Source organism: Sphingobacterium siyangense (genome assembly GCF_007830445.1).
In the GTDB taxonomy this organism is placed as follows: domain Bacteria; phylum Bacteroidota; class Bacteroidia; order Sphingobacteriales; family Sphingobacteriaceae; genus Sphingobacterium; species Sphingobacterium siyangense.
This window is the reverse complement of sequence record NZ_VLKR01000003.1, coordinates 206,180-226,643: the sequence shown is the minus strand read 5'-3', so window position 1 is coordinate 226,643 and position 20,464 is coordinate 206,180. Positions and strand designations below refer to the sequence as shown.

Annotated in this window: 19 protein-coding genes; 8 read left to right on the top strand and 11 right to left on the bottom strand. The window is 40.1% G+C overall.

What is annotated here, in order from left to right; genetic code table 11:
- Positions 1–26: 26 nt before the first annotated feature.
- Both galE and IQ31_RS04880 read right to left on the bottom strand, forming a co-directional pair.
- On the bottom strand, positions 27–1,058 hold the full coding sequence (galE, locus tag IQ31_RS04885) for a UDP-glucose 4-epimerase GalE (RefSeq protein WP_088160000.1): 1,032 nt from the start codon (positions 1,056–1,058) through the stop codon (positions 27–29).
- On the bottom strand, positions 1,058–2,050 hold the full coding sequence (locus tag IQ31_RS04880) for a UDP-glucuronic acid decarboxylase family protein (RefSeq protein ID WP_145327247.1): 993 nt from the start codon (positions 2,048–2,050) through the stop codon (positions 1,058–1,060). The genes galE and IQ31_RS04880 overlap by 1 nt, the downstream gene beginning before the upstream one ends.
- Before the next feature lie 65 nt (positions 2,051–2,115).
- Here IQ31_RS04880 and IQ31_RS04875 point away from each other — a divergent pair, with 65 nt between their 5' ends.
- The gene (locus IQ31_RS04875) at positions 2,116–3,360 is read left to right on the top strand and encodes a 3-deoxy-D-manno-octulosonic acid transferase (protein ID WP_145327245.1); all 1,245 of its coding nucleotides are present in this window, start codon (positions 2,116–2,118) and stop codon (positions 3,358–3,360) included.
- Positions 3,361–3,407: 47 nt separating this feature from the next.
- On the opposite strand, the gene IQ31_RS04870 is transcribed toward IQ31_RS04875, so the two are convergent.
- Both IQ31_RS04870 and hemW read right to left on the bottom strand, forming a co-directional pair.
- Positions 3,408–4,859, bottom strand: coding sequence for a glyceraldehyde-3-phosphate dehydrogenase (locus IQ31_RS04870; protein WP_244294331.1), 1,452 nt, complete (start codon positions 4,857–4,859; stop codon positions 3,408–3,410).
- Positions 4,860–4,993: 134 nt separating this feature from the next.
- Entirely contained in the window at positions 4,994–6,226 is a 1,233-nt protein-coding gene (hemW, locus tag IQ31_RS04865; RefSeq protein WP_244294329.1) for a radical SAM family heme chaperone HemW, read from the bottom strand.
- 270 nt (positions 6,227–6,496) lie between these two features.
- Between hemW and IQ31_RS04860 the strand changes: the two genes are divergently transcribed.
- Positions 6,497–7,618, top strand: a complete 1,122-nt coding sequence (locus IQ31_RS04860) for a glycoside hydrolase family protein (protein ID WP_208734111.1) — start codon at positions 6,497–6,499, stop codon at positions 7,616–7,618.
- 101 nt (positions 7,619–7,719) lie between these two features.
- Here IQ31_RS04860 and IQ31_RS04855 read toward each other — a convergent pair whose 3' ends face one another.
- A complete protein-coding gene (locus IQ31_RS04855) occupies positions 7,720–9,597 on the bottom strand; it encodes a M1 family metallopeptidase (protein ID WP_145327244.1) in 1,878 nt (625 codons plus the stop codon).
- A gap of 160 nt (positions 9,598–9,757) precedes the next feature.
- On the opposite strand from IQ31_RS04855, the gene IQ31_RS04850 reads away from it, so the two are divergent.
- Positions 9,758–10,615, top strand: a complete 858-nt coding sequence (locus IQ31_RS04850; RefSeq protein ID WP_145327242.1) for a hypothetical protein — start codon at positions 9,758–9,760, stop codon at positions 10,613–10,615.
- Between the two features lie 125 nt (positions 10,616–10,740).
- On the opposite strand, the gene IQ31_RS04845 is transcribed toward IQ31_RS04850, so the two are convergent.
- The 6 genes from IQ31_RS04845 to IQ31_RS04820 form a co-directional block, all read right to left on the bottom strand.
- A complete protein-coding gene (locus IQ31_RS04845) occupies positions 10,741–12,138 on the bottom strand; it encodes an MBL fold metallo-hydrolase (protein WP_145327240.1) in 1,398 nt (465 codons plus the stop codon).
- Between the two features lie 11 nt (positions 12,139–12,149).
- Positions 12,150–12,965, bottom strand: coding sequence for a sulfite exporter TauE/SafE family protein (locus IQ31_RS04840; protein ID WP_088160008.1), 816 nt, complete (start codon positions 12,963–12,965; stop codon positions 12,150–12,152).
- 74 nt (positions 12,966–13,039) lie between these two features.
- Positions 13,040–13,453, bottom strand: a complete 414-nt coding sequence (locus IQ31_RS04835) for a DUF6691 family protein (RefSeq protein ID WP_088160009.1) — start codon at positions 13,451–13,453, stop codon at positions 13,040–13,042.
- Complete coding sequence (locus IQ31_RS04830) at positions 13,454–14,014, bottom strand: YeeE/YedE family protein (protein WP_198386026.1); 561 nt, start codon at positions 14,012–14,014, stop codon at positions 13,454–13,456.
- An 83-nt stretch (positions 14,015–14,097) separates the two neighbouring features.
- On the bottom strand, positions 14,098–14,538 hold the full coding sequence (locus IQ31_RS04825) for a hypothetical protein (protein ID WP_083663466.1): 441 nt from the start codon (positions 14,536–14,538) through the stop codon (positions 14,098–14,100).
- Complete coding sequence (locus tag IQ31_RS04820) at positions 14,528–15,931, bottom strand: WG repeat-containing protein (RefSeq protein ID WP_145327238.1); 1,404 nt, start codon at positions 15,929–15,931, stop codon at positions 14,528–14,530. Before IQ31_RS04820 ends, IQ31_RS04825 begins: the two co-directional genes overlap by 11 nt.
- 404 nt (positions 15,932–16,335) lie before the next feature.
- Here IQ31_RS04820 and IQ31_RS04815 point away from each other — a divergent pair, with 404 nt between their 5' ends.
- The 5 genes from IQ31_RS04815 (at position 16,336) to ureB (ending at position 20,463) form a co-directional block, all read left to right on the top strand.
- Entirely contained in the window at positions 16,336–17,016 is a 681-nt protein-coding gene (locus IQ31_RS04815; protein WP_075990802.1) for a response regulator transcription factor, read from the top strand.
- A complete protein-coding gene (locus IQ31_RS04810) occupies positions 17,006–18,388 on the top strand; it encodes a sensor histidine kinase (RefSeq protein ID WP_145327237.1) in 1,383 nt (460 codons plus the stop codon). The genes IQ31_RS04815 and IQ31_RS04810 overlap by 11 nt, the downstream gene beginning before the upstream one ends.
- Before the next feature lie 157 nt (positions 18,389–18,545).
- The gene (locus IQ31_RS04805; RefSeq protein ID WP_145327235.1) at positions 18,546–19,736 is read left to right on the top strand and encodes a porin; all 1,191 of its coding nucleotides are present in this window, start codon (positions 18,546–18,548) and stop codon (positions 19,734–19,736) included.
- A 37-nt stretch (positions 19,737–19,773) separates the two neighbouring features.
- Positions 19,774–20,076: an urease subunit gamma gene (ureA, locus tag IQ31_RS04800; protein ID WP_046674789.1), complete on the top strand. Its 303-nt coding sequence runs from the start codon at positions 19,774–19,776 to the stop codon at positions 20,074–20,076.
- 15 nt (positions 20,077–20,091) lie between these two features.
- Complete coding sequence (gene ureB / locus IQ31_RS04795) at positions 20,092–20,463, top strand: urease subunit beta (RefSeq protein WP_075990804.1); 372 nt, start codon at positions 20,092–20,094, stop codon at positions 20,461–20,463.
- The last annotated feature ends 1 nt before the right edge of the window (position 20,464 follow it).

Below are 20,464 nucleotides of genomic sequence, written 5' to 3'. Positions count from 1 at the left end.
TTTGCTGTAGCAGCAGAGGCTACTGTTTAATCCAATGGATTTTCCTTCAGATTTTTTTCCCATGCCCAGGCAGAAGCCATCATTTCATCAATACCAAGTGCTGCTTTCCAATGCAACTGATTGGCCGATTTAGTGACGTCCCCGTAAACTTTGATGATATCTCCGTCACGACGTGGACCAAATTCGTAATTTAATTTTTGTCCTGAAGCTTTCTCAAAAGCCTTGATCGCTTCAAGGACAGAATATCCATTTCCTGTTCCCACATTAAAGACATCGTATTTTCCGTTCGGGTTGCCTTTTTCCAATAATCTGATTGCTGCAACGTGAGCTTTTGCTAAATCAACAACGTGGATATAGTCGCGGATACAAGATCCGTCCGGTGTGTCGTAATCAGAGCCAAATACCGTCAATTTTTCTCTTTTTCCAATGGCTGTTTGTGTGATAAAAGGAAGCAGGTTCTGAGGAACACCGTTTGGTAATTCACCGATCAGTGCCGACTCATGTGCACCTACAGGGTTGAAATAACGGAGCGCAATAATATTGTAGTTGTCATATGCAGCAGCAGTTTCCTGTAGAATTTCTTCAGCAATTTGTTTTGTATTTCCATAAGGAGAGGTTGCCTTTTTCACGGGAGCACTCTCGTCTACAGGTAAGTAGTCTGGCTCACCATATACGGTACAGCTTGAAGAAAAGACAAAATTAATAGGCTTATTTTGATATGCCTCTAATAAGTTAATTAACGAGAAGAAATTGTTGTGGTAATATTTCAAAGGCTTCTGTACAGATTCACCTACAGCTTTAGAGGCCGCAAAATGGATAATTCCTGAGATATCGGTATTGTTTTTTACAAATTCATTCACGCGTTCTGTGTCACAAAGGTCAAATTGGTGAAATTCAGGTCTAACGCCGATGATCTTTTCAACCTGATCCAAAATTTTGATGTTTGAATTGGACAGATCATCCACGATGACAGGTACATATCCTGCTTGATGTAGTTCGACTACTGTGTGCGAACCGATATAACCTGTTCCTCCTGTGACTAGTATTTTTTTGTTCATTATTGTTGATTATAGTAAGTAAAGTCTTTATGTGATAAGTTATCCAAAGGGATCTTTTTGTAAAATGCTATGGTTTTTTTCAATCCTGTTTTTCGGTCTATTTGAGGTTCCCAGGCTAATTTTGATTTGGCCAAGCCAATATCGGGTTTCCGTTGTTTGGGATCATCAACCGGTAATGGTTCGTAGACGATTTTACTCGAGCTGTCTGTCAATTCGACAATTTCATGGGCCAATTGTAGCAAGCTGATTTCGTCTGGATTACCAATATTTATAGGTGTAGCACATGCCGAATGCAACAAGCGAAAGATGCCTTCGACCTGGTCGTCAATATAACAGAATGATCGTGTTTGTGAACCATCGCCAAAAATCGTGATGTCTTCGCCACGTATCGCTTGTGCGATAAAGGTGGGAATAGCTCTGCCGTCATTGAGACGCATTCTGGAACCAAAGGTGTTAAATATCCTGACAATACGGGTATCCAGACCATGTGCATTGTGATAGGCCATCGTTATTGCCTCTTGGAAGCGCTTCGCTTCATCGTATACACCACGAGGTCCCACGGGATTTACATTGCCCCAGTAGTCCTCGGATTGTGGTGAAACCAGTGGATCGCCATATACCTCAGAGGTGGAGGCTACCAAAATGCGTGCTTGTTTAGCACGCGCTAGGCCCAAGAGATTATGTGTGCCCAAAGATCCTACCTTCAATGTTTGTATGGGAATTTTAAGGTAATCAACGGGACTGGCTGGCGAAGCGAAATGCAGGATATAATCCAAGTGCCCGGGAACGTGCACAAATTTTGAGACATCGTGATGATAGAAGTCAAAATTTTCCAACTTAAATAGATGTGCTATATTCTGTAGATCTCCGGTAATCAGGTTGTCCATTCCAATTACATCGTAATCTTCCGCAATAAAGCGATCGCAAAGGTGAGAACCGAGGAAGCCAGCTGCTCCTGTTATCAAAATCCGTTTGCGATGTTTATTTTCCACTCAATGGTTCCGTTTAATGAAATGGGTTTAATATCTTTGACTAAGATAAACATTATTTTAAAAACATGCGTTTGCTTTATTCAATTGGAATCTTTCTTTATGGACTCTTACTGCGTATTTTGGCTCCTTTTCATGCCAAAGCCAAGCTCATGGTAGAGGGACGAAAAGACTGGTATTCGAGGATGAAACAAACGGTTGATTCTTCCCAAAAACATATTTGGTTTCACTTTGCTTCATTGGGGGAATTTGAGCAAGGAAGACCTGTCCTGGAAGCAGTGAAAAATAATTATTTGGATCATAAAATAATTGTAACATTTTATTCTCCCTCTGGCTATGAAATCAGAAAAAACACTGCTTTGGCCGATTATGTTTTTTATCTCCCCTACGATACTGCTCAGCACGCACGGCTTTTTCTCGACTTGATCAATCCAAGTTTCGCTGTGTTTACGAAATATGAATATTGGTATTATTTTTTTGAAGGCCTGCATAGACGGGGCATTCCCTTGTTTTTGATCTCAGCAATATTTAGACCCGATCAGATTTTCTTTCAGGCCTATGGTACTTTTTTTCTGAAAATTTTAAGTTATGTGACTTACTTCTTTGTGCAAAATGAAGAAAGTGTACGTCTTTTGAAAGAATTTGGGATACGGAATGCCGGGTTAGCCGGAGATACACGTTTTGATCGTGTGGTAGACATTCCTAAAAGCAGAAAAATGATTCCTGAGATCAGCCAATTTATTGGGGAAAATCCGGCGCTGGTTGCAGGAAGTACCTGGCCCGAGGATGAGCTGGCTCTACAGGAATTGCTTTTGGATTATTCAGACTATAAGCTGATCTTGGCTCCGCATGAAATCAATGAATCACATCTGGCGAGCATTTTTAACCTTTGGCCGAAGGCACTCCGCTTTTCGGACATGGCTACCTACGATGCCGCAACAATAGCCAATTCAAAGGTACTGGTTATCGATAACATTGGTATGCTTTCGTCTTTGTATGGGTATGGCCAACTGGCCTATATTGGTGGTGGTTTTGGCGTTGGAATACATAACACTCTAGAGGCAGCAACATATGGCATACCGGTTCTATTTGGACCAAATTTCAAGAAATTTCAGGAAGCGAAAGATCTCGTACAAAATGGATCGGGTTTCGCCATTGCCAGTGCTAAAGAATTAAAGAAAGTTTTTGCTGTTTTACAAGATCAGACTGTCCGTCAAGAGGCCGGAAAATTGGCCCGTGAATATGTTCTGCAGAAAGCAGGAGCAACACCGATAATTATGAAATACCTCAAAAGCAATCCTGTAAAAATATAAACGGTAATTGCACAACGAACTACCGCTTATATTTTTAAAGTTTGATGCTAATAATATGTATACCTTCTTACGCCAGTAATATGACGAGATAAGCGCATTACCTGATGAGAATATCCGTATTCATTGTCGTACCAGACATATAGGATGACATTCCTACCATCTGACGAGACTATCGTCGCTGGAGCATCCACGATCGCAGCGGCAGTGGAGCCTATGATATCGGAAGAAACGAGTTCATTGTCTTTAGAAAATTTAATCTGTTCGACAAGGTCACCCTGTAGTGATGCCTCTTTTAAAAGTGCATTGATTTCTTCGACGGTAGTTTTAGATTTAATTTCGAGATTTAAAATTGCCAATGATCCATTTGGTACGGGAACGCGAATGGCATTGGAGGTCAGTTTGCCCTTCAATGAAGGCAATACTTTTGAAACGGCAGTCCCCGCTCCAGTTTCTGTGATCACCATATTGAGCGCTGCGGCACGCCCTCTTCTGGACTTCTTGTGCATATTGTCGACAAGGTTCTGATCGTTGGTATAGGAATGTATGGTTTCGATATGCCCTTTTTCAATACCTATTCTATTTTCAAGGACCGCCAAAATAGGAGAGATTGCGTTGGTCGTACAGGAAGCGGCGGAAAATATCGCATGCTGTTCCACGTCAATATCATTTTCGTTGACAGCATATACGATATTTGGAACACCTTTTCCGGGTGCTGTCAATAAAACTTGGGCGGCACCTCTGGATTTCAGGTGGCGACTCAGTTCTTGCTCATCTCGAAAAGCACCCGTATTGTCGACGACTAAAGCATGCTGTATTCCATAATAAGTATAATCAATATCCTCTGGCTGTTTGGCAGAGATAAGGTGGACAGTGATGCCATTGATAATAAGAGCCTGATTTGGAATGTCGACCTGTACGTCGCCTTCGAACGCACCATGTATGGAATCTGTTTTTAATAGTGTCGCTCTTTTCAATATGGACTTGCTATCATTGGCGTCCCGTGTTACAATGGCACGAAGGCGAAGCTGCTGTCCAGCACCGGCTTTATGCATAAGCTCTCGGGCGAGTAAACGGCCGATACGGCCAAATCCATAAAGCACAACATCGCGTGGTTTTAATTCCGCTTGTTGATTGATATCTTTTAATTCATTTGTAATAAAACTAGGTAGATCGTTGTTTTCAATAGTCTGTTTCTTGACCTGTAAGGTAAGTTTTCCGATATCGATACGCGCAGGTGATAGGGTTAGTTTTTCCAATACCTGTGCCACGTGGAGGGTGTCAAAAATATTGAATGGCTCGTCGGTAAGGAGGACGCTTTCCTTGATCAGGTTGAGAATTGAACTCGATTTTACATCAATGAGTTGATTTCTAAAAAATACAAGTTCAATAGCGTGGTTATACCACAGGTTACTGACAATTTGAATTAAGCTTACGGCAGCGTTTTGTTGCTCTCTGTAACTTTTGATCTCTAAATCAAAAGATGGCTTGTGTGACATCATAATTTTATAATAGATTATGTTGCAAACATAGTACAAACCGCCTAAAAAATAGATTTATATTTTTATTTTCGTAATTTTTTAAATGTAAATACTTGTAATATTATTATTTTAATAAAATATTAGCGATTTATTTGTTAATCCTCTATTATAAATAATTCGGACATGATATGATCAGCCATTAATTTACCCGGATCTGTCAAGCGTAATTTGTTTTCTTCCAAAACGAGATTTTTCTCTCCTAGAAATGGTTCAGCATCCTTTAGGACTCGGTTTTTGACAGATTGCCCGAATTTGCTTTCCAGCGCAATCAAATCCAGTCCCCACATGGTTCTCAGCGAAGTCATGATACTTTCGTTGATCTGGTCCAGCGTAGAAAGCTCCTCAATTTCCAGGGGAAGTTGGTTTGAATTGATTGAGGTCATATATTTCGCGTTGTTGGAAACATTCCAGGATCTGGAAGTTCCATTGAACGAATGCGCTGAAGGGCCTATACCAAGATAATGTTTACCTTTCCAATAATTTGTGTTGTGACGTGCATAAAGGCCATTTTTTGCAAAATTGGAAATTTCATATTGTTCATATCCCGCGGCTTTCAATGTATGGATAAGAAGACTCATCTGATCCGCTGCCTGATCTGAATCTATAGCTGGACTTAAGCCTTTTTTAATAAAGTGATCCAATGCTGTCTTATTTTCTACGGTCATGGAATACGAAGAAATATGGGGAATTTCAAAGTCAATCAGCTGTTGCATATTGTGGCGCCATTTCTCATCAGTCAACAGTGGGTAGCCATAAATAAGATCACAGGTAATATTTTCAAAGCCCGCATCTTGCACCCGCATGATAGAAGCCAGTGCTTCCTGCTGATTATGTGCTCTGTTCATCCATTTAAGATCCTCTTCAAAGAAAGACTGTATGCCTATGCTGAATCGATTGATTGCTGTATTCCGCAGACTGTTTACTTTGGCCGCATTTAGATCGTCGGGGTTTGCTTCCAGCGTAATTTCAGCCTGATTTACGATGTCAAAATGCATTGCTATCGTATCGATGATCCGTGCGATCTCTTCAGCTTCCAATAAGGATGGCGTGCCACCACCAAAATAGATCGATTCGACCTTTTTGTCTTCCAAATAGGCTGCTCTGAGCTCGATTTCCCGTCGTATGGCATTGATCATCTCACTTTTGTATTGTAGTGAAGTGCTAAAATGGAAGTCACAGTAATGACAAGCCTGTTTACAAAAGGGGATATGGACATAAATCATGGGGACAAATATACCAAGACCTGACCAACTTCGCTTCTTATTCGTATTATTTCTTCTTTCTCGACGATGTATCCAGAAATATTCGTCGGACTCTTCTGTCTGCACACGAAGTGATTTAAAAAGAAAGTGCAATAGGATGGAAGAATCATCTAAAAGATGGTTGACAGCAAGCTAGTTATTCTTTATCTTGTCGTCAATATTTGTTAGTAGAAAGCACCAATATAGCACCTAATGTCAGATGAAGGAGGAGTGAATTCAAAGGTTTCCTTCTAGAAATAAAAAAGCTATCGGTACCAGCCGCGTTTAAATTATTTCATGGGAGCCTATCAAATAGATTAAAGAACGAATTATTTTCTTCTAATAAATGTAAAACGTATGAAAACCTCTCGTCGAGACTTTCTAAAAAATGTAGCCGGTGTTTCTGGCTTCTTCCTATTTTCAAACCATGGATATGCTTTGGGGGACAGTCTTGAAGACTCCTTTATAGATAAGTTATTACCGGCGCCAAAAGGAGGAGGATTTGCGATGAAAGATTATTGGATTTGGGATCCATCGGTCATAAAAGGAGAAGATGGACGATATCATATGTTTGCTTCGCGTTGGAGCAAACAATATGGCTTTGGTAATTGGGTGACAAATTCCGAAGTCGTCAGGGCTATTTCAGATACCGCTGAAGGGCCATACGAATTTGTTGAAGTTGTACTGCCTGCTCGGGGGAAGCAATATTTTGATGGCTGTACGACACACAATCCTCGAATTGTAAAAAATGGTGACTATTATGTGCTTTATTACTTTGGCAATAACTATGACGAACCAAATCCCTCTTTTACAGAAAATGTATGGGAGTCGGGCTTAGGCCAGAAAGCCTGGATGCATAAACGTATTGGGATGGCCTATTCCAAGTCAATTGCAGGGCCATGGAAGAGAGTTGATCAACCGATTCTGAATCCCCGTAAAGGGGAATGGGATGCCTCCATTACATCAAATCCTTCGCCAGTTGTCTTACCGAACGGAAAGGTTTATTTAGTTTATAAATCTTCCCCAGTAAATTATAATCCACCACTTTTATTGGGAGCCGCGCAAGCGGATTCTTTCCTCGGACCTTATCGCCGTTTATCGGACAAGCCTATTTTTTCATTTCATACAGACCAAAACCATGAAAACGATGTAGAAGATCCATTTGTCTGGTATAACGGTCAGCAGTTTGAACTTATTATGAAGGACCGTTACGGAAAGATCTGCGGTGAAGAGGGTGGCGGGATACATGCTTATTCCAAAGATGGCATAGATTGGCATCTTTCGAAGTCTGTAAAAGCTTATTCTAAAACAATTCAATGGGATGATGGCACGACGAGTCATCAGGCCAATTTTGAACGACCGTTTTTACTATTTGAAAATGGGAAGCCTACTCATTTGTTTGCGGCAACCGGGGATGGTTCAGAGCCCTATCAATTTGAACGTACATGGAATATGGTTATTCCTCTTAAGAGTATATAAGCCACGGAATTAAAAAACGGCTTCCAAACCGCGTCATATATATTGGGTTTGGAAGCTGTCTTGATTTTCCCATCTGTTCGGATAATGGGAAGTATATTTAGTTACTTACTAAAACTGTTGTTTGCCGATTCTACATCCGCTAATCGCAATGAAGGATCAATTGTTACCGTTTTTGGTGTTTTCGATACATGGATAGTATAGTCGGGTTTGGTCCAGAACCAATCCTCAAGCACGGTTCTTTTAACACCTTTGTAAATGTCAAAATGCTCTTCCGGTTTTTCTCCACGCATTTCACGCAAAGGGATATAAAATAATTCTTTGCTTCCATCGGTGTATTCTACCAGAACATCCAGTGGCATGGCAAAATTGGACTTATTGGCCAATAGGATTTCTGTATCTGTTACTTTTTCAATGGCGTAATCGATTTGACGTGTTGTATTGATAAACAGATTGAAATACCATTTTAAGTTGATACCGGAAACATCTTCAGCAACGCGTTTGAAATCATTTGGTGTCGGATGTTTAAACTTCCAGATGTCATAGAATTTCAAGAAGGTTTTTTCTAAATTTTCCTGACCAATAATATAACCCAACTGTTCTGCAAGCACGGCACCTTTGTTGTACGCTTCGTTGCTGTAGCCATAGTTGGTGTTATAATAATCTGCCAGTAAACTCATCGGTTCTTCTTTACCTGAAAGGGCCAATTTATAATATCCACGGTAGGCTGCAATTTGCGGGTTAGATGCTATGGCACCTCTTTTTTCAAAGATATGCTGCATAGCCAACTCCTCGACATAGGATGTGAAGCCTTCATCAAACCATTCATCGACGGTTTCGTTGATTCCAAACAATTGTTGGTACCAAGAGTGTGCCGATTCATGGAATATTACACCGACAAGGCTTTTTAGATTGCGGCCACCTGTGATAAGGGTAGCTGTACCATATTCCATTCCGCCATCTCCACCTTGAATGATGGTATAAGTTGGCCATGGATATTTACCAAACTTCGCACTACAGAAGTCAAAGAATTCGGTAGATAGGCCTATTGCTGTTTTCCAATTCGAGATCACTTCTTTGTCTGTTGGCAAGAACACAGTATACACTCTTATGCCATTTTTACTTGAGGCGGAATCAACGACAAACTTGGGGTCTGCAGCCCATACAAAATCGTGGATATTTTGGGCCTTATAGTGCCAGGTTGCTTTATTGTCGACGGCTTTTACTTTCGCTTTCTGTTGATAACCTTTGACATCTGATGGATTTTGAAGAACACCTGAGGCACCAACGACATAATTTTTATTGAGGTGTATGGTAACGTCAAAGTTGCCAAAAGGGGCAATAAATTCACGGCCCGTGTATTCATCCAAATGCCAGCCGAATTCATCGAATTGAGCCATCTTCGGATACCATTGCGCCATAGATAGTGCTACACCTTCGGCCGAATTTCGGCCAGTTCTTCTGATTTGTTCCGGAACTTGTGCGGTCCATTCCATATCAAAACGCGCTGTTTCCCCATCTTGGATTGCAACTGGTAAAGTTACCTCCAAAATAGTTCCATCAATTTTAAATGTTGTGTTGGCACCATTGACTGTTAGGGTTTTAATTTTCTGATAACCAGTTTGATCGGCTTTCAGTTCTCCGATACGGCTTTGATATACCGGTTTTTCTTTTGTACCCAAGTTAGTGACCATTCGTTTGTCGGGGTCACTTATGTTTTTTAATCGATAGTCCATCATCGATCCTGGTTGAAACGCATTGAAATATAAATGGAAATATACCTTTTTTAGTGATTGCCCTGAATTATTGCTGTACTTCAAGGTCATTTTTCCATCGTACTGATATGCTTTTTCATCCACGTTGACATCCATGTTGTAGTCAACCTTCTGTTGCCAGAATCCTTTTCTTTGGGCCTTCGCTACTGCCCCCCAAATATTTAATACACATGCAAGTGTAAAAAAGGATATTATTTTGATTTTCATGCCCCAAACTTACAAAATTGTCTCAATAAATGGCACTTAAACGAATGTAACGAAGTTAATGTCATCAAATCTTGACGAAAATTGACTGGTCTTTGGAGAATTGGCTTGGTTTTGGTTAGGGGATTTATCTGTTAAGTTAAAAATCAATTTTACTGTTTTTATGGAAAATCTATATTATAAGCCCTCGGGAAAGGCTCCTGCTTTGGCATTTATTGGATCTCTTGTGCTAGGTACAGTGGGTGCCATTGTCCTGGCAATTGTTTACATCGCTTTGCAATGGTTTATTCCTATTATTTATTTTAATGTATTTATTACATTGGGATTTGGCGCTGGAATATTCTATGTTCTTAACTTCTGTTTCAAACAATGGAAATTAAGAAATAAGGGCATTGCAATATTGATTACTTTGCTGATTGCAATTTTAGGCTTTTATGCCCAATGGGCTCTTTTTGTGTCGCTGATGTACAATGCGGAGGGGACAATGGGCGGAGATACCTGGGTAAAATCGTCTTTTAATCTGGAGGGGTTCAAGGCATTTTTCTTACACCCTTCATTTATTTGGGAAGCGATGCAGGGTTTAAATGAAGTCGGCACTTTTACCTTGAAAAAGAGTCCGGTTTCGGGCGGTATGTTGTGGGCCGTGTGGGCGATTGAAATGGGTATTATTCTGATTACCCCAATTATTATGGCATTCAGGGGTATTACTATTTATCCTTTTTCTGAAAAAGACGAAGCATGGATGAATAAGCGAATATTGCCGGGAAGGTTAAAATTCGTGGCGGATAAAGATGCTGTAGTAAGCTCCTTGGGTAATCATGATTTTGCCTATGTGTATGACCATCTTTCGGATGAAGAAGAGCATTTCTCTTTTGCCACTGCCGAATTATATGAATCTGAAACGGACGACCATCAGTATCTGACCATCTATAATCACCAATTTACGGAAAAGAAAGGCAAGATGGAAGAGAAGAAAGACGAGGTTATCGAATTCTTGCGGATCAATAGAAATAGTCTATAAACGAAATATACTGACGAGTTGAATTGCTCTTTATTATATGCAATGGCAGCTCAAATTCGATCGTATAGCTTGGTTCTTTACAAAGAGATCCCAGGAATATTTCCCCTGGGATCTTTTTGTATATGTTATTGTACCAATGTTCCACCTTTTAATTTCCATTCATTGATGGAAGGACTATAAATTTTGACGTCCTTAATACCATTTTTCGCCAATATGGATGCCGCTATGGTTGCTCGGTCTCCGGACTGACAATGCAGGTATAGCTGTTTAGTTCGGTCAATTTGGTTAAGATTGTCTGCAATTGTACCAACAAAGATATGAGTCGCATGCGGTAAATGGCCCTCTGAAAACTCAGCGGCATTACGCACATCAAGTATTTGGATGTCGGATTTGCCCAATACACTATTCATCTCTTCGAAACCGATGAGTTGCTGATGTTCCAATGGAATCCCCAAATGAGGAATCGTATCAGGCGTAACATATCCAGCGACATGATCCAATCCAATGCGCATAAGCTTGCGGGCAATGTCGTCCAATTGGCTTTCCTCTACAATGAGTATAAAGGGATCCGTGTAATTAAGGATCCAGCCAGCCCAGGTATTAAACGTTTTGTTATTCTGAATATTGATGCTATTTGGGAGATATCCTTTGGCAAACTCAAACTTATGGCGTGTATCAATGACAGTTGTTCCTTTGTGGTATAAATCCAGAAAAGTTTTGTTCGTTAACTTGTTGTACTGAGGAACTGCTGTTTGCAAAGGCCGTGCTATTTTGTTGAGTTTTTTCATCATGGCAAAATAGCGTGGCGGTTCGGGCTGTCCTGATAATAGCTCTTCCACGAAGGCTGTTTCGTTGTTTTGGTATTGAAGCGCCCAGTTGCGTATTTTTTCATAACCAACTGTTGAACTCGGAACGGCGCCTAGCGCCTTTCCACAAGCGGATCCGGCCCCGTGTGCGGGCCATACTTGAATATGATCAGGTAGAGCCAAGAAATGTTGCAACGATTGGTACATTTGGTGGGCTCCAATTTCCTTGGTTCCGATCATTCCCGCGGCATTTTCCAACAGATCTGGGCGTCCGATATCTCCAACAAATACAAAATCACCTGTAAATATCATGACTGGCTCCATGGTTGCAGGCGTATCAATCAATACAAAACTGATACTCTCGGGCGTATGTCCAGGGGTATGGATAACTTGGAAAATCAGATTTCCAACTTGAAATTGATCTCCATGTTTTAATCCAATATGTGGAAATTCATATTCCCAATCTTCTCCACCTTCATCGGAAAGATAAGGTTGGGCGCCTGTCAATGCGGCTAACTCTAGCGTACCTGAAAGGTAGTCGGCATGTATATGCGTTTCCGCAATATGGGTTATGGTCAGATTATTCTTTTGTGCAATCTCAAGATAGCTGTCTACATCTCTTTTAGGGTCAATGACTAGCGCTACACCCTTGGCTTGACAACCAATGATATAACTCGAATGTGCTAAAGATGACTCAAAAATGTGTTGAAAAAACATAACGTGTGATTTTAATGATTTACAAATTGAATGAATTCGAAAGCGAAGATTAGGATGCCAATACTAATTAAAAAGTACCCAAAAATACCTTTCAATTTTGCTGCATCTAATTTGTCTTTCCATTTGGAACCAATCTGGAGGCCTATTAAAGTGATTAACGTAAAGGTAACCAATATAAACCAATTCATATGTTCCAGGAACTGATAATTCGCGATCAAACCGAATGAGGCGTTTAAACCGATGATAAACAATGAAGTGGCAATGGCCTGCTTAAGTGGAATTCCTAAGAGTAATACGAGGGCCGGTACAATGATAAAGCCTCCTCCTGCACCCACTAGGCCGGTCATGATACCGACAAGCAATCCGACGAGGACAACGTTGAAAATCTGGCCAATTCCACCCCTGAATCGATCGTGCTGAACCTGTTTACGTCTTCGTACCATTGCTGTCGCAGAAATCAAAATCACAATCGAGAAAAGCAGCATGATGATATGGTTTCTGGAGATTGCTATTTCGCCCAGGTGGAATGACTCTGGTATGGCTACAAGGAGATAACGCTTGGTCAAATAGACCGAAATTAGCGATGGAAAGAGAAAAATGGCCGTAGTTTTCAGGTCAATTTCTCTTTTTTTCAACGGAGAAATTGATCCGACCAAGGCTAATATTCCTATAGAAAACAACGAATAGTCCAATGCATATTGAGGTTCTATATGAAAAATATAAACAAATATTGGCAATGTTAGAATGCTTCCGCCACTACCCATCAAACCCATTGACAGGCCGACCAGAACAGCTAATATAAAACCAGCTATAAATATTAATTCCATTTTCTCTTTCTAAAATTTTAACCCGTGGTACAGGCGTCAGATTGCGCGTATCGGTATAAAGTAGTTTGTTAAAACTAATGGGGCAACTTATTGCGCAAGACACCATAAAGCCAAGTACCCAACAAAGCGAAAAGCAAGACGATCCCTATAGTCCAATAACCAGCACCGATTAGGGCAAACATTGGTCCCGGACAAGCGCCTGTCAATGCCCAGCCTAAGCCAAAGATTGTTCCCCCGAGCAGGTATCGTGTAATACTTTTGTCTTTATCATGGAATGCTATTTGCATCCCGTTACTATCTTTGATTTGCTTTCTCTTGATGATTTGTACGATGATAATTGCTGTGGTCAGTGCTGTACCGATAATCCCATACATATGAAAGGAACGAAATTGAAACATTTCGTAGATTCTATACCATGATGCGGCTTCTGATTTGTATAAGATGATTCCAAACAATATACCGATGGAAATAAATTTTAGTGCTTTCATTTATGCGAAAATTAGCGGGAATAAAAAATGAACCATGATGATCCCTCCTAGGAAGAAACCTATAACGGCGATCAAAGAAGGAAGCTGAAAATTGCTAAGTCCAGAAATAGCATGGCCGGATGAACATCCACCAGCATAGCGGGTTCCAAACCCAATCAATACACCGCCAATACTTAAAAGTAGAAACTGAAACAAAGATCCATCGAAAATGAAAATGGATTCAGGAAGGTAGCCTTGTAGATGGTCGATAATACCCAGCTCTTTTAAGTCGGCAACACTTTTGGAATTAATCTGGCTTGCAGTGCCATCGCTCAGAAAATTATGTGCAATAAAACCGCCAATGGCTGTCCCGAGTACCACCAATAAATTCCATGACTGGGTCTTCCAATCGAATCTGAAAAAAGAGGAAGTTTTTCCGGCTCCTAATACAGTACACATGGTACGCAGATTATTGGACATGCCAAAATCCTTTCCCTGTTTGAGCAGCAGGTACATGACCAGTGCAATTAAAGGTCCTGAAATATACCAGGGCCATGGTTGTTTGATGTATTCCAATAGCATAACATTGTTCTTAAGTGATGTTACAAAGGTACATACTGCCTTTGCAAAAGCCTGTAACAAATGTTACCGAAGGAAGAAAGAATTTATAGGTCGTAATATTCGATGTCAGCGTCCTTTAGGGCTTCCGTTAGCAGGGGAAGATCATCTTCCTTTTGAAATAATTTGTTGCGCCAGGTACGGAAGGCTGGCCCTTTGTTTTGGTTGATAATGATCAGGTTGCCACCGGAACGTTTGAGATTCCTGATATGAGAAATATTATTCAAAGGGAAAACGATTGTTTTTTTAGCGTTGCTTATCTGAAGTGTATTTTCATCCAAGACCCAAGTCGACGACAAAGTCGAAGACTTTATGGCCAGATACAGTGCTAAAGGAATCATTAAAAGAGCAATAATAATCTTGAGAATTTCCTGTATGGGAACTTTAGACATTCCCATTCCGATCAAAAAGATTGAAATTAGCAAGATTAACATGTATTTTCCACGATGCAATGTCGACAAGTGGAATGTCTGTGGATTACTCTTCATATTTCTTGATAAAATTCCCTTTTGCGTCAATATAATAAAAATTCTCTAGATCCTCCGTTACAAGCGCTAGCCCGTTTTCAAAAGCTTGGGCATTTTGTAATTTAAATGGAACAACGACTTTCCCTGTGTAATCAATGTACCCATATTTATTGTCATTAAATGCCAATAGAAGTCTTTCACCCGCAAAAGATAGAAACTCATAATCCGTTTTAAGTTGATTATGCCCCGTTTTATTAATAAGCTGGTAGGATTGGTTGACTAGAATTAACGCGAGATTATCGCGATAATCCGAAATGGTTTCATATTTGGCAGGAAGTAAAACAGCGCCTTTTTGGTCCATGATACCCGTATGATCTCCTTCCGTAAAAAGTGCATATTCTGGGCTAGGAACTGAAATAAAGTCATATTTGGCCTGCAGCAATATTTTACCGTTTGTATCCAACAGCCCATACTTAAGATCTCTCATGTAAACCACTGGACCGCCTTCGGTTTCTAAACTGAGCGATTCATATTGACATGGAATAACTTCTCTGCCTTGTATGTCTATTAAGCCAAACATTTGAGCTGCATCAGTTACGATAGCATAATCTCCTACATAGCTATATATTGCCGTATACTTTGCTGGTGTTAATTTGTTCCCTAAGCTGTCCTGTACACCAAAATATGCTGTATTGGAATCTTGATACCAAGATAGATGGTCGTTTAGCGTGGAATCTACAGCTTCCTCAATAGGTTCACCTTCTTCATAATCCGCAGGAATTTCAAAGAGTGATTTGTCGAATGTTATTTCTTCTACCTTGGTCGCTTGGATTCCGAGCCCGGCCGATCCGATATAGAGCGCTGCCGCGGGCACTTTTTCGAGATAATCGTAAGTGCCCCAGTATAACTTTGGCAATTTTGGTGCATACCAAACGGTAATTTCCGTTTGTGGATCTTGGCTACCTGTTAGATTGAATGTTGCTTTTTCGCAGGTGATTCCTGCAATTATCTTCTTTTGATCGGGAACTAAGCTGATCTCAAAATCTCCCGAATAGGCATAATTATCACCCTCGTTTACGGCAGTCTCAATGAGTTTGCCGGTGGCCAGCTCTGTTGCAGTATAGGTTTTATTTATTTCATCCAGTAGAAAAGAGCTGCCTTCGTGGATATTGCTGATCTGTATCGATTTTCCGAATAATAAACTTTCAATGCGCATCTGGTCTTTGGTGATGAAGGCCTGCATTAATGCTTCATTATTTCCAGCCAATATTTTGATGAATTCTGAAGATGCGGTATCTGTTCCCGTTTCAGGATCAGCAAATTGATATGAAATTTTATATAGCTTTTGCTGAGCGTGTCCTTGTCCGATAAGGAGAAAAAACGCCAACTGTAAACAAAGGATAAATTGTTTCATTGTGTGATTTTAAGCTGCAAAAATATTGAAATTCGATTGATCTTTGAAATAATCTTTCGTTGTTTGTGGAAATTCTTTCAAAAATAGATATTATTGTATTTGGTTGTTTAAAACCGATTTTTGATCTGTACTTAGGGTTCAGGTGCTAGCGTCTTATATTTTGAGTAAAGATCTTGCGTTGTGGACTATTTCTATACCAAGTGAAATAAATGGTTGTAAGGACGGCGGTTAAGATAGCGGTCTTGTGGGAGTGTATGTGTTTTTTACTTGTTTTATAGTTTATTATCATATAATCGTCAAGAAAAAGCGAAAATAATTAAGGAATGTCGCTTTTTGGAAAAAGGTGAAATGTTAATTTTGTATTTTACAAACCTCGAATTTTTTACTGTTTAAAAAAGATACCTGTGGAACTATTACTAATAGAGGATGAACCATCCGTCATATCATTGATCGAAAGAGGCTTAAAAGAAGAAGGCTATCATATTAGTATTGCTATGGATGGTTATACTGGTCTAAAAATGGCGGGATTGAACCGTTATGACCTGATCCTATTGGATGTGATGTTGCCGGGTATGAATGGCTTAGATGTCTGTAAAAACATTCGGATGTCCAACAACGAAGTCCCAATTATTATCTTAACAGCATTAAATCAAACGGAGGACATTGTTGAGGCCTTTGACAGGGATGCGGATGATTACTTGACGAAGCCGTTTCGTTTAGAGGAATTAAAAGCTCGAATCAGTCGCTATAGCCGCAAATCCAAAACAGTTACCGAGCAAAAAAATATATTGGTATTTGACGATCTTCAATTGGATAGAGACAGTAAATCGGTTCAACGTGCCAATTCTCCTATTATTCTCACAGCTACTGAATTTCGTTTACTTGAATTTTTAATGCTCAACCGAAATAAGGTATTGAGCCGGATCGATATTCTGGAAGAAGTATGGGGTATGGATGTTGACTTAAGCACCAATGTTGTCGACGTGTATGTAAATTATCTGCGGAAAAAGATCGATAAACAATTTTCACGTAAACTTATCCATACGGTGATCGGTATGGGCTATGTAATCCGTCATGAAAATTAGGACCAAAATAGTTCTCCTATTTTCTATCATCAGCACCCTGCTGCTTGTTGTTTTTGCCATTTATGTGTCTTATTTCACGTACGACAGTCTACAGACCAAATTTTTTCATCGGCTAGAAGAGAACGCCGTGATTGTCGGAGATCATATCGTCCATCAGAAGGATGAAAATAGGGCACTCTATATTCAGGTAAAACGTAAATACCTGAAACAATTATCTGAAGGAACAGACCATCTCATTCGTGTTGTTAAGGGAAGTGATCGTGTTCAATTGCGGCCTGAGCTGCCTATGCCAAAAACATTCTATGCCGATGTAATTCGTCATGGAAAGGGAAGATACATGCATGGTAAGACTGCCTTTGTAGCGGTATTCTTTCAGGATCATCTTCACCAGGAAAATTTGATTGTTGTATCGGAAGGGATTGATGATTATGGCCATGATGAACAGCGTCAATTGGATCGTACCCTGATCACAGGTGGGATTTTGGCGATTTTTTTAATTGTACTGATGTCTTTTTATTTTGCTGACCGATTATTGAAACCCATTAAGGATATCAACAATGATTTAGACAAAGTTGATATCGCACATTTAGACCATCGTCTGTTTAGTAAATTTAGCAATAGCAAAGATGAATTGGGTGTTTTGATTGCGAACTTAAATTCAATGCTTAGCCGATTGGATATCTCGGTTCAGTCGCAACAGAGTTTTATCGGAAATGCCTCTCATTCGCTAAAGACCCCACTTACAATTATCGGAGGAGAAGCCGAATTGGCACAACAGCTCCTGTCGAAAGAGCATGAAGCTTATTATTCACTGGAGACGATCGCAAAATATGCGGATAAAATGGAGTTGATTATCAATAATCTTTTGCAACTATCCCGCATGGGCTTCAAGGGGGAAGTGGACAATAAAGAAATTATTCGAATTGACGAATTACTCTATGAAATTTATAAAGCCGAAAAAAGTATTCATAAGGACCTCAAGCTTTCTTTTGATCTAACAGAAATTCCAGAAGATAGTGATGAGCTTACGGTTTTGGCTAACCCGGATCTGTTTTTTATTGCCTTTAGCAATATTATTTCAAATGCATTTAAGTACGGCAATGGAACGCAGGTTGGCGTAGCCATAAGTAGCGATAGCAAAAATATTACGATAAAAGTGTTTGACCAAGGGATAGGTATTCCTAAAAAAGACCAGCCACATATTTTTACCTCTTTTTACCGCGCTTCTAATGTCGGTGATATCTATGGCAATGGTTTGGGGCTTGTTTTAGCCAAAAATATCTTTGACCTTCATGGTGCTGAATTGTTCCTCAATTCAACGGAAGGTCAAGGCACTCTGGTCGTTGTTACAATCCCAAAAACTCCTTTCTAATTTCATTTTAATCTCATCCTTATTCCATTTTTAGGTGGCTGTGATATACTTGTACCAGAGATAAGTATAACTCATGGATCTATCTTGTTGTTTCGAATCGGATTATGTTTTGAAACCGCGGGATTGCTTCGTTACCATAAAGGAACAAAATATAAGGATGAAAAAAACACTTTCACTTTTTACAACACTGGGGATTAGTATAGCATCATTGCATGCGCAAGAGCAGATCCAAACGGACTCTGTTCAGGCGCAAAGAAGCAGCTTGTTACTGAAAGAACCCGCGCGAGCAAAATCATTTCAATTGGATGTCCTGTTAAGAGCAGGTCTGCAAACGGACAATGGGGAGGGGGAGTCTCAAGCAAAAGCAAACCTTGATGATGCCCGTATTTTGATGAGCGGCGTATACAATGATAGACTGTCGTATAAAGTGCGTTTTCGTTTGAATAGGTCATTTGCTCCAACGAGTCAGGATAATGGCTCGCGTGCATTGGACATGGCATTGATCAAGTACAAGTTTGGCAAGGATCTCAAATGGTCCGTTACGGCCGGTAAGCAAAGTGCGATGGTCGGGAGTTATGAATTTGAAAATAACCCAATTTACGAATATAAGTTCACAGACTATGTCGACCGCATATTGAATCTCTTTGTTGTCGGTGGAATGTTATCCTATGAAGTCAATCCGAATCATTCGTTACATGCCCAAGTTTACAACACGACCAATGATAGTTTTATGGAGCTTCATGCAAAAAATGGTTTTGCTGTAGGTGATTTGGAACGCTCTAGTGTACCAATGGGAGCCTATTTCACTTGGGTGGGGGCATTTATGGATAAGCGTTTTAATACGAAATGGTCTTACAACATCTCTCAGTTTGCAAAGGGACATACTAATCATGCCGTTTCATTAGCGAATAAATTCAAAACAGCAAAACAGATGCTATATCTTGATTTACAGTACTCTTATCTTGCTGTTGATCATGCGATGATTGCATCTTCCGCGATCAACGAATTTTATGGTAGAACTGGCGCGAACCGTGTATTGGCCAAAGATGTGAACTACAGCTCTGCCATATTGCGCTATGATCAATTTTTGAGTAAAAAATGGGAGGTGGCTTTGAAAGGTGGGTATGAGATCGCGGGATCGAGAGATGATAACCAACTCGGTAAGAATTTTCGCCAAAACTGGACCTATTTTGCGGCTTTGCAACATAAGCCGTTTCACAACCAGGATCTTCGGTTTTATTTAGGTTACGTTGGTAACACCGTAAACTATAAGGGCTATATGGATATGGCCAAGAGTCAGTACAACCGCTTAGCCTTTGGGGCATATTTTACCATTCCAGTTTTATAATAATTCCTTTAACAAATTAACAAATAATTATTTTTTTATGCGTTTAACACCGAGAGAAACAGAAAAGCTGTTGTTGCATTTGGCCGGCGAATTGGCGGCTAAGCGATTGAAACGCGGGGTAAAATTAAATTATCCTGAGTGTATCGCTTACATCAGTGCCCAGATTATGGAGGAGGCTAGGGACGGAAGGTCTGTGGCGGACTTAATGTCTTATGGTACTACCTTATTGAAAAGGAGCCAAGTCATGGAAGGAGTCCCTGAAATGATCCATGATGTACAGATCGAAGTTACTTTTCCGGACGGAACTAAATTGGTGACTGTCCATGATCCTATTCGTTAATAAATATTGAATGATATGATTCCAGGAGAATACATTTTAAAAAAAGAGGAAATCAAAGCTAATGTTGGGCACAGAACCACAAGCATTGTTGTGAAAAATGAAGGTGATCGACCGATTCAGGTAGGTTCACATTATCATTTCTTTGAAGCGAACAAGTTGCTTTCCTTCGACAGGGAGAAAGCGTTTGGGATGCGCTTGAATATTCCAGCCAGCACCGCTGTTCGTTTTGAACCAGGGGAACAAAAATCGGTTGTTTTGGTTGAATTTGGCGGAAGTAAGGAAATCCATGGTTTTAATGGATTGACAAATGGGAAGTATACAGATCAATCGGTGAAAACCAAAGCCATTGATAAAATGAAAAAATTGAAATTCAGACAATCTAAGTAAA

Coding starts and splice junctions, on each gene's coding strand:
- IQ31_RS04835 (WP_088160009.1), bottom strand. CDS start 13,453: ATGAAAGCACTAAAATTTATTTCCATCGGTATATTGTTTGGAATCATC.
- IQ31_RS04875 (WP_145327245.1), top strand. CDS start 2,116: ATGCGTTTGCTTTATTCAATTGGAATCTTTCTTTATGGACTCTTACTG.
- galE (WP_088160000.1), bottom strand. CDS start 1,058: ATGAACAAAAAAATACTAGTCACAGGAGGAACAGGTTATATCGGTTCG.
- IQ31_RS04825 (WP_083663466.1), bottom strand. CDS start 14,538: ATGAAGAGTAATCCACAGACATTCCACTTGTCGACATTGCATCGTGGA.
- IQ31_RS04850 (WP_145327242.1), top strand. CDS start 9,758: ATGGAAAATCTATATTATAAGCCCTCGGGAAAGGCTCCTGCTTTGGCA.
- IQ31_RS04810 (WP_145327237.1), top strand. CDS start 17,006: ATGAAAATTAGGACCAAAATAGTTCTCCTATTTTCTATCATCAGCACC.
- IQ31_RS04845 (WP_145327240.1), bottom strand. CDS start 12,138: ATGTTTTTTCAACACATTTTTGAGTCATCTTTAGCACATTCGAGTTAT.
- IQ31_RS04860 (WP_208734111.1), top strand. CDS start 6,497: ATGAAAACCTCTCGTCGAGACTTTCTAAAAAATGTAGCCGGTGTTTCT.
- IQ31_RS04805 (WP_145327235.1), top strand. CDS start 18,546: ATGAAAAAAACACTTTCACTTTTTACAACACTGGGGATTAGTATAGCA.
- IQ31_RS04830 (WP_198386026.1), bottom strand. CDS start 14,014: ATGCTATTGGAATACATCAAACAACCATGGCCCTGGTATATTTCAGGA.
- ureB (WP_075990804.1), top strand. CDS start 20,092: ATGATTCCAGGAGAATACATTTTAAAAAAAGAGGAAATCAAAGCTAAT.
- IQ31_RS04855 (WP_145327244.1), bottom strand. CDS start 9,597: ATGAAAATCAAAATAATATCCTTTTTTACACTTGCATGTGTATTAAAT.
- ureA (WP_046674789.1), top strand. CDS start 19,774: ATGCGTTTAACACCGAGAGAAACAGAAAAGCTGTTGTTGCATTTGGCC.
- IQ31_RS04840 (WP_088160008.1), bottom strand. CDS start 12,965: ATGGAATTAATATTTATAGCTGGTTTTATATTAGCTGTTCTGGTCGGC.
- IQ31_RS04870 (WP_244294331.1), bottom strand. CDS start 4,859: ATGATGTCACACAAGCCATCTTTTGATTTAGAGATCAAAAGTTACAGA.
- IQ31_RS04820 (WP_145327238.1), bottom strand. CDS start 15,931: ATGAAACAATTTATCCTTTGTTTACAGTTGGCGTTTTTTCTCCTTATC.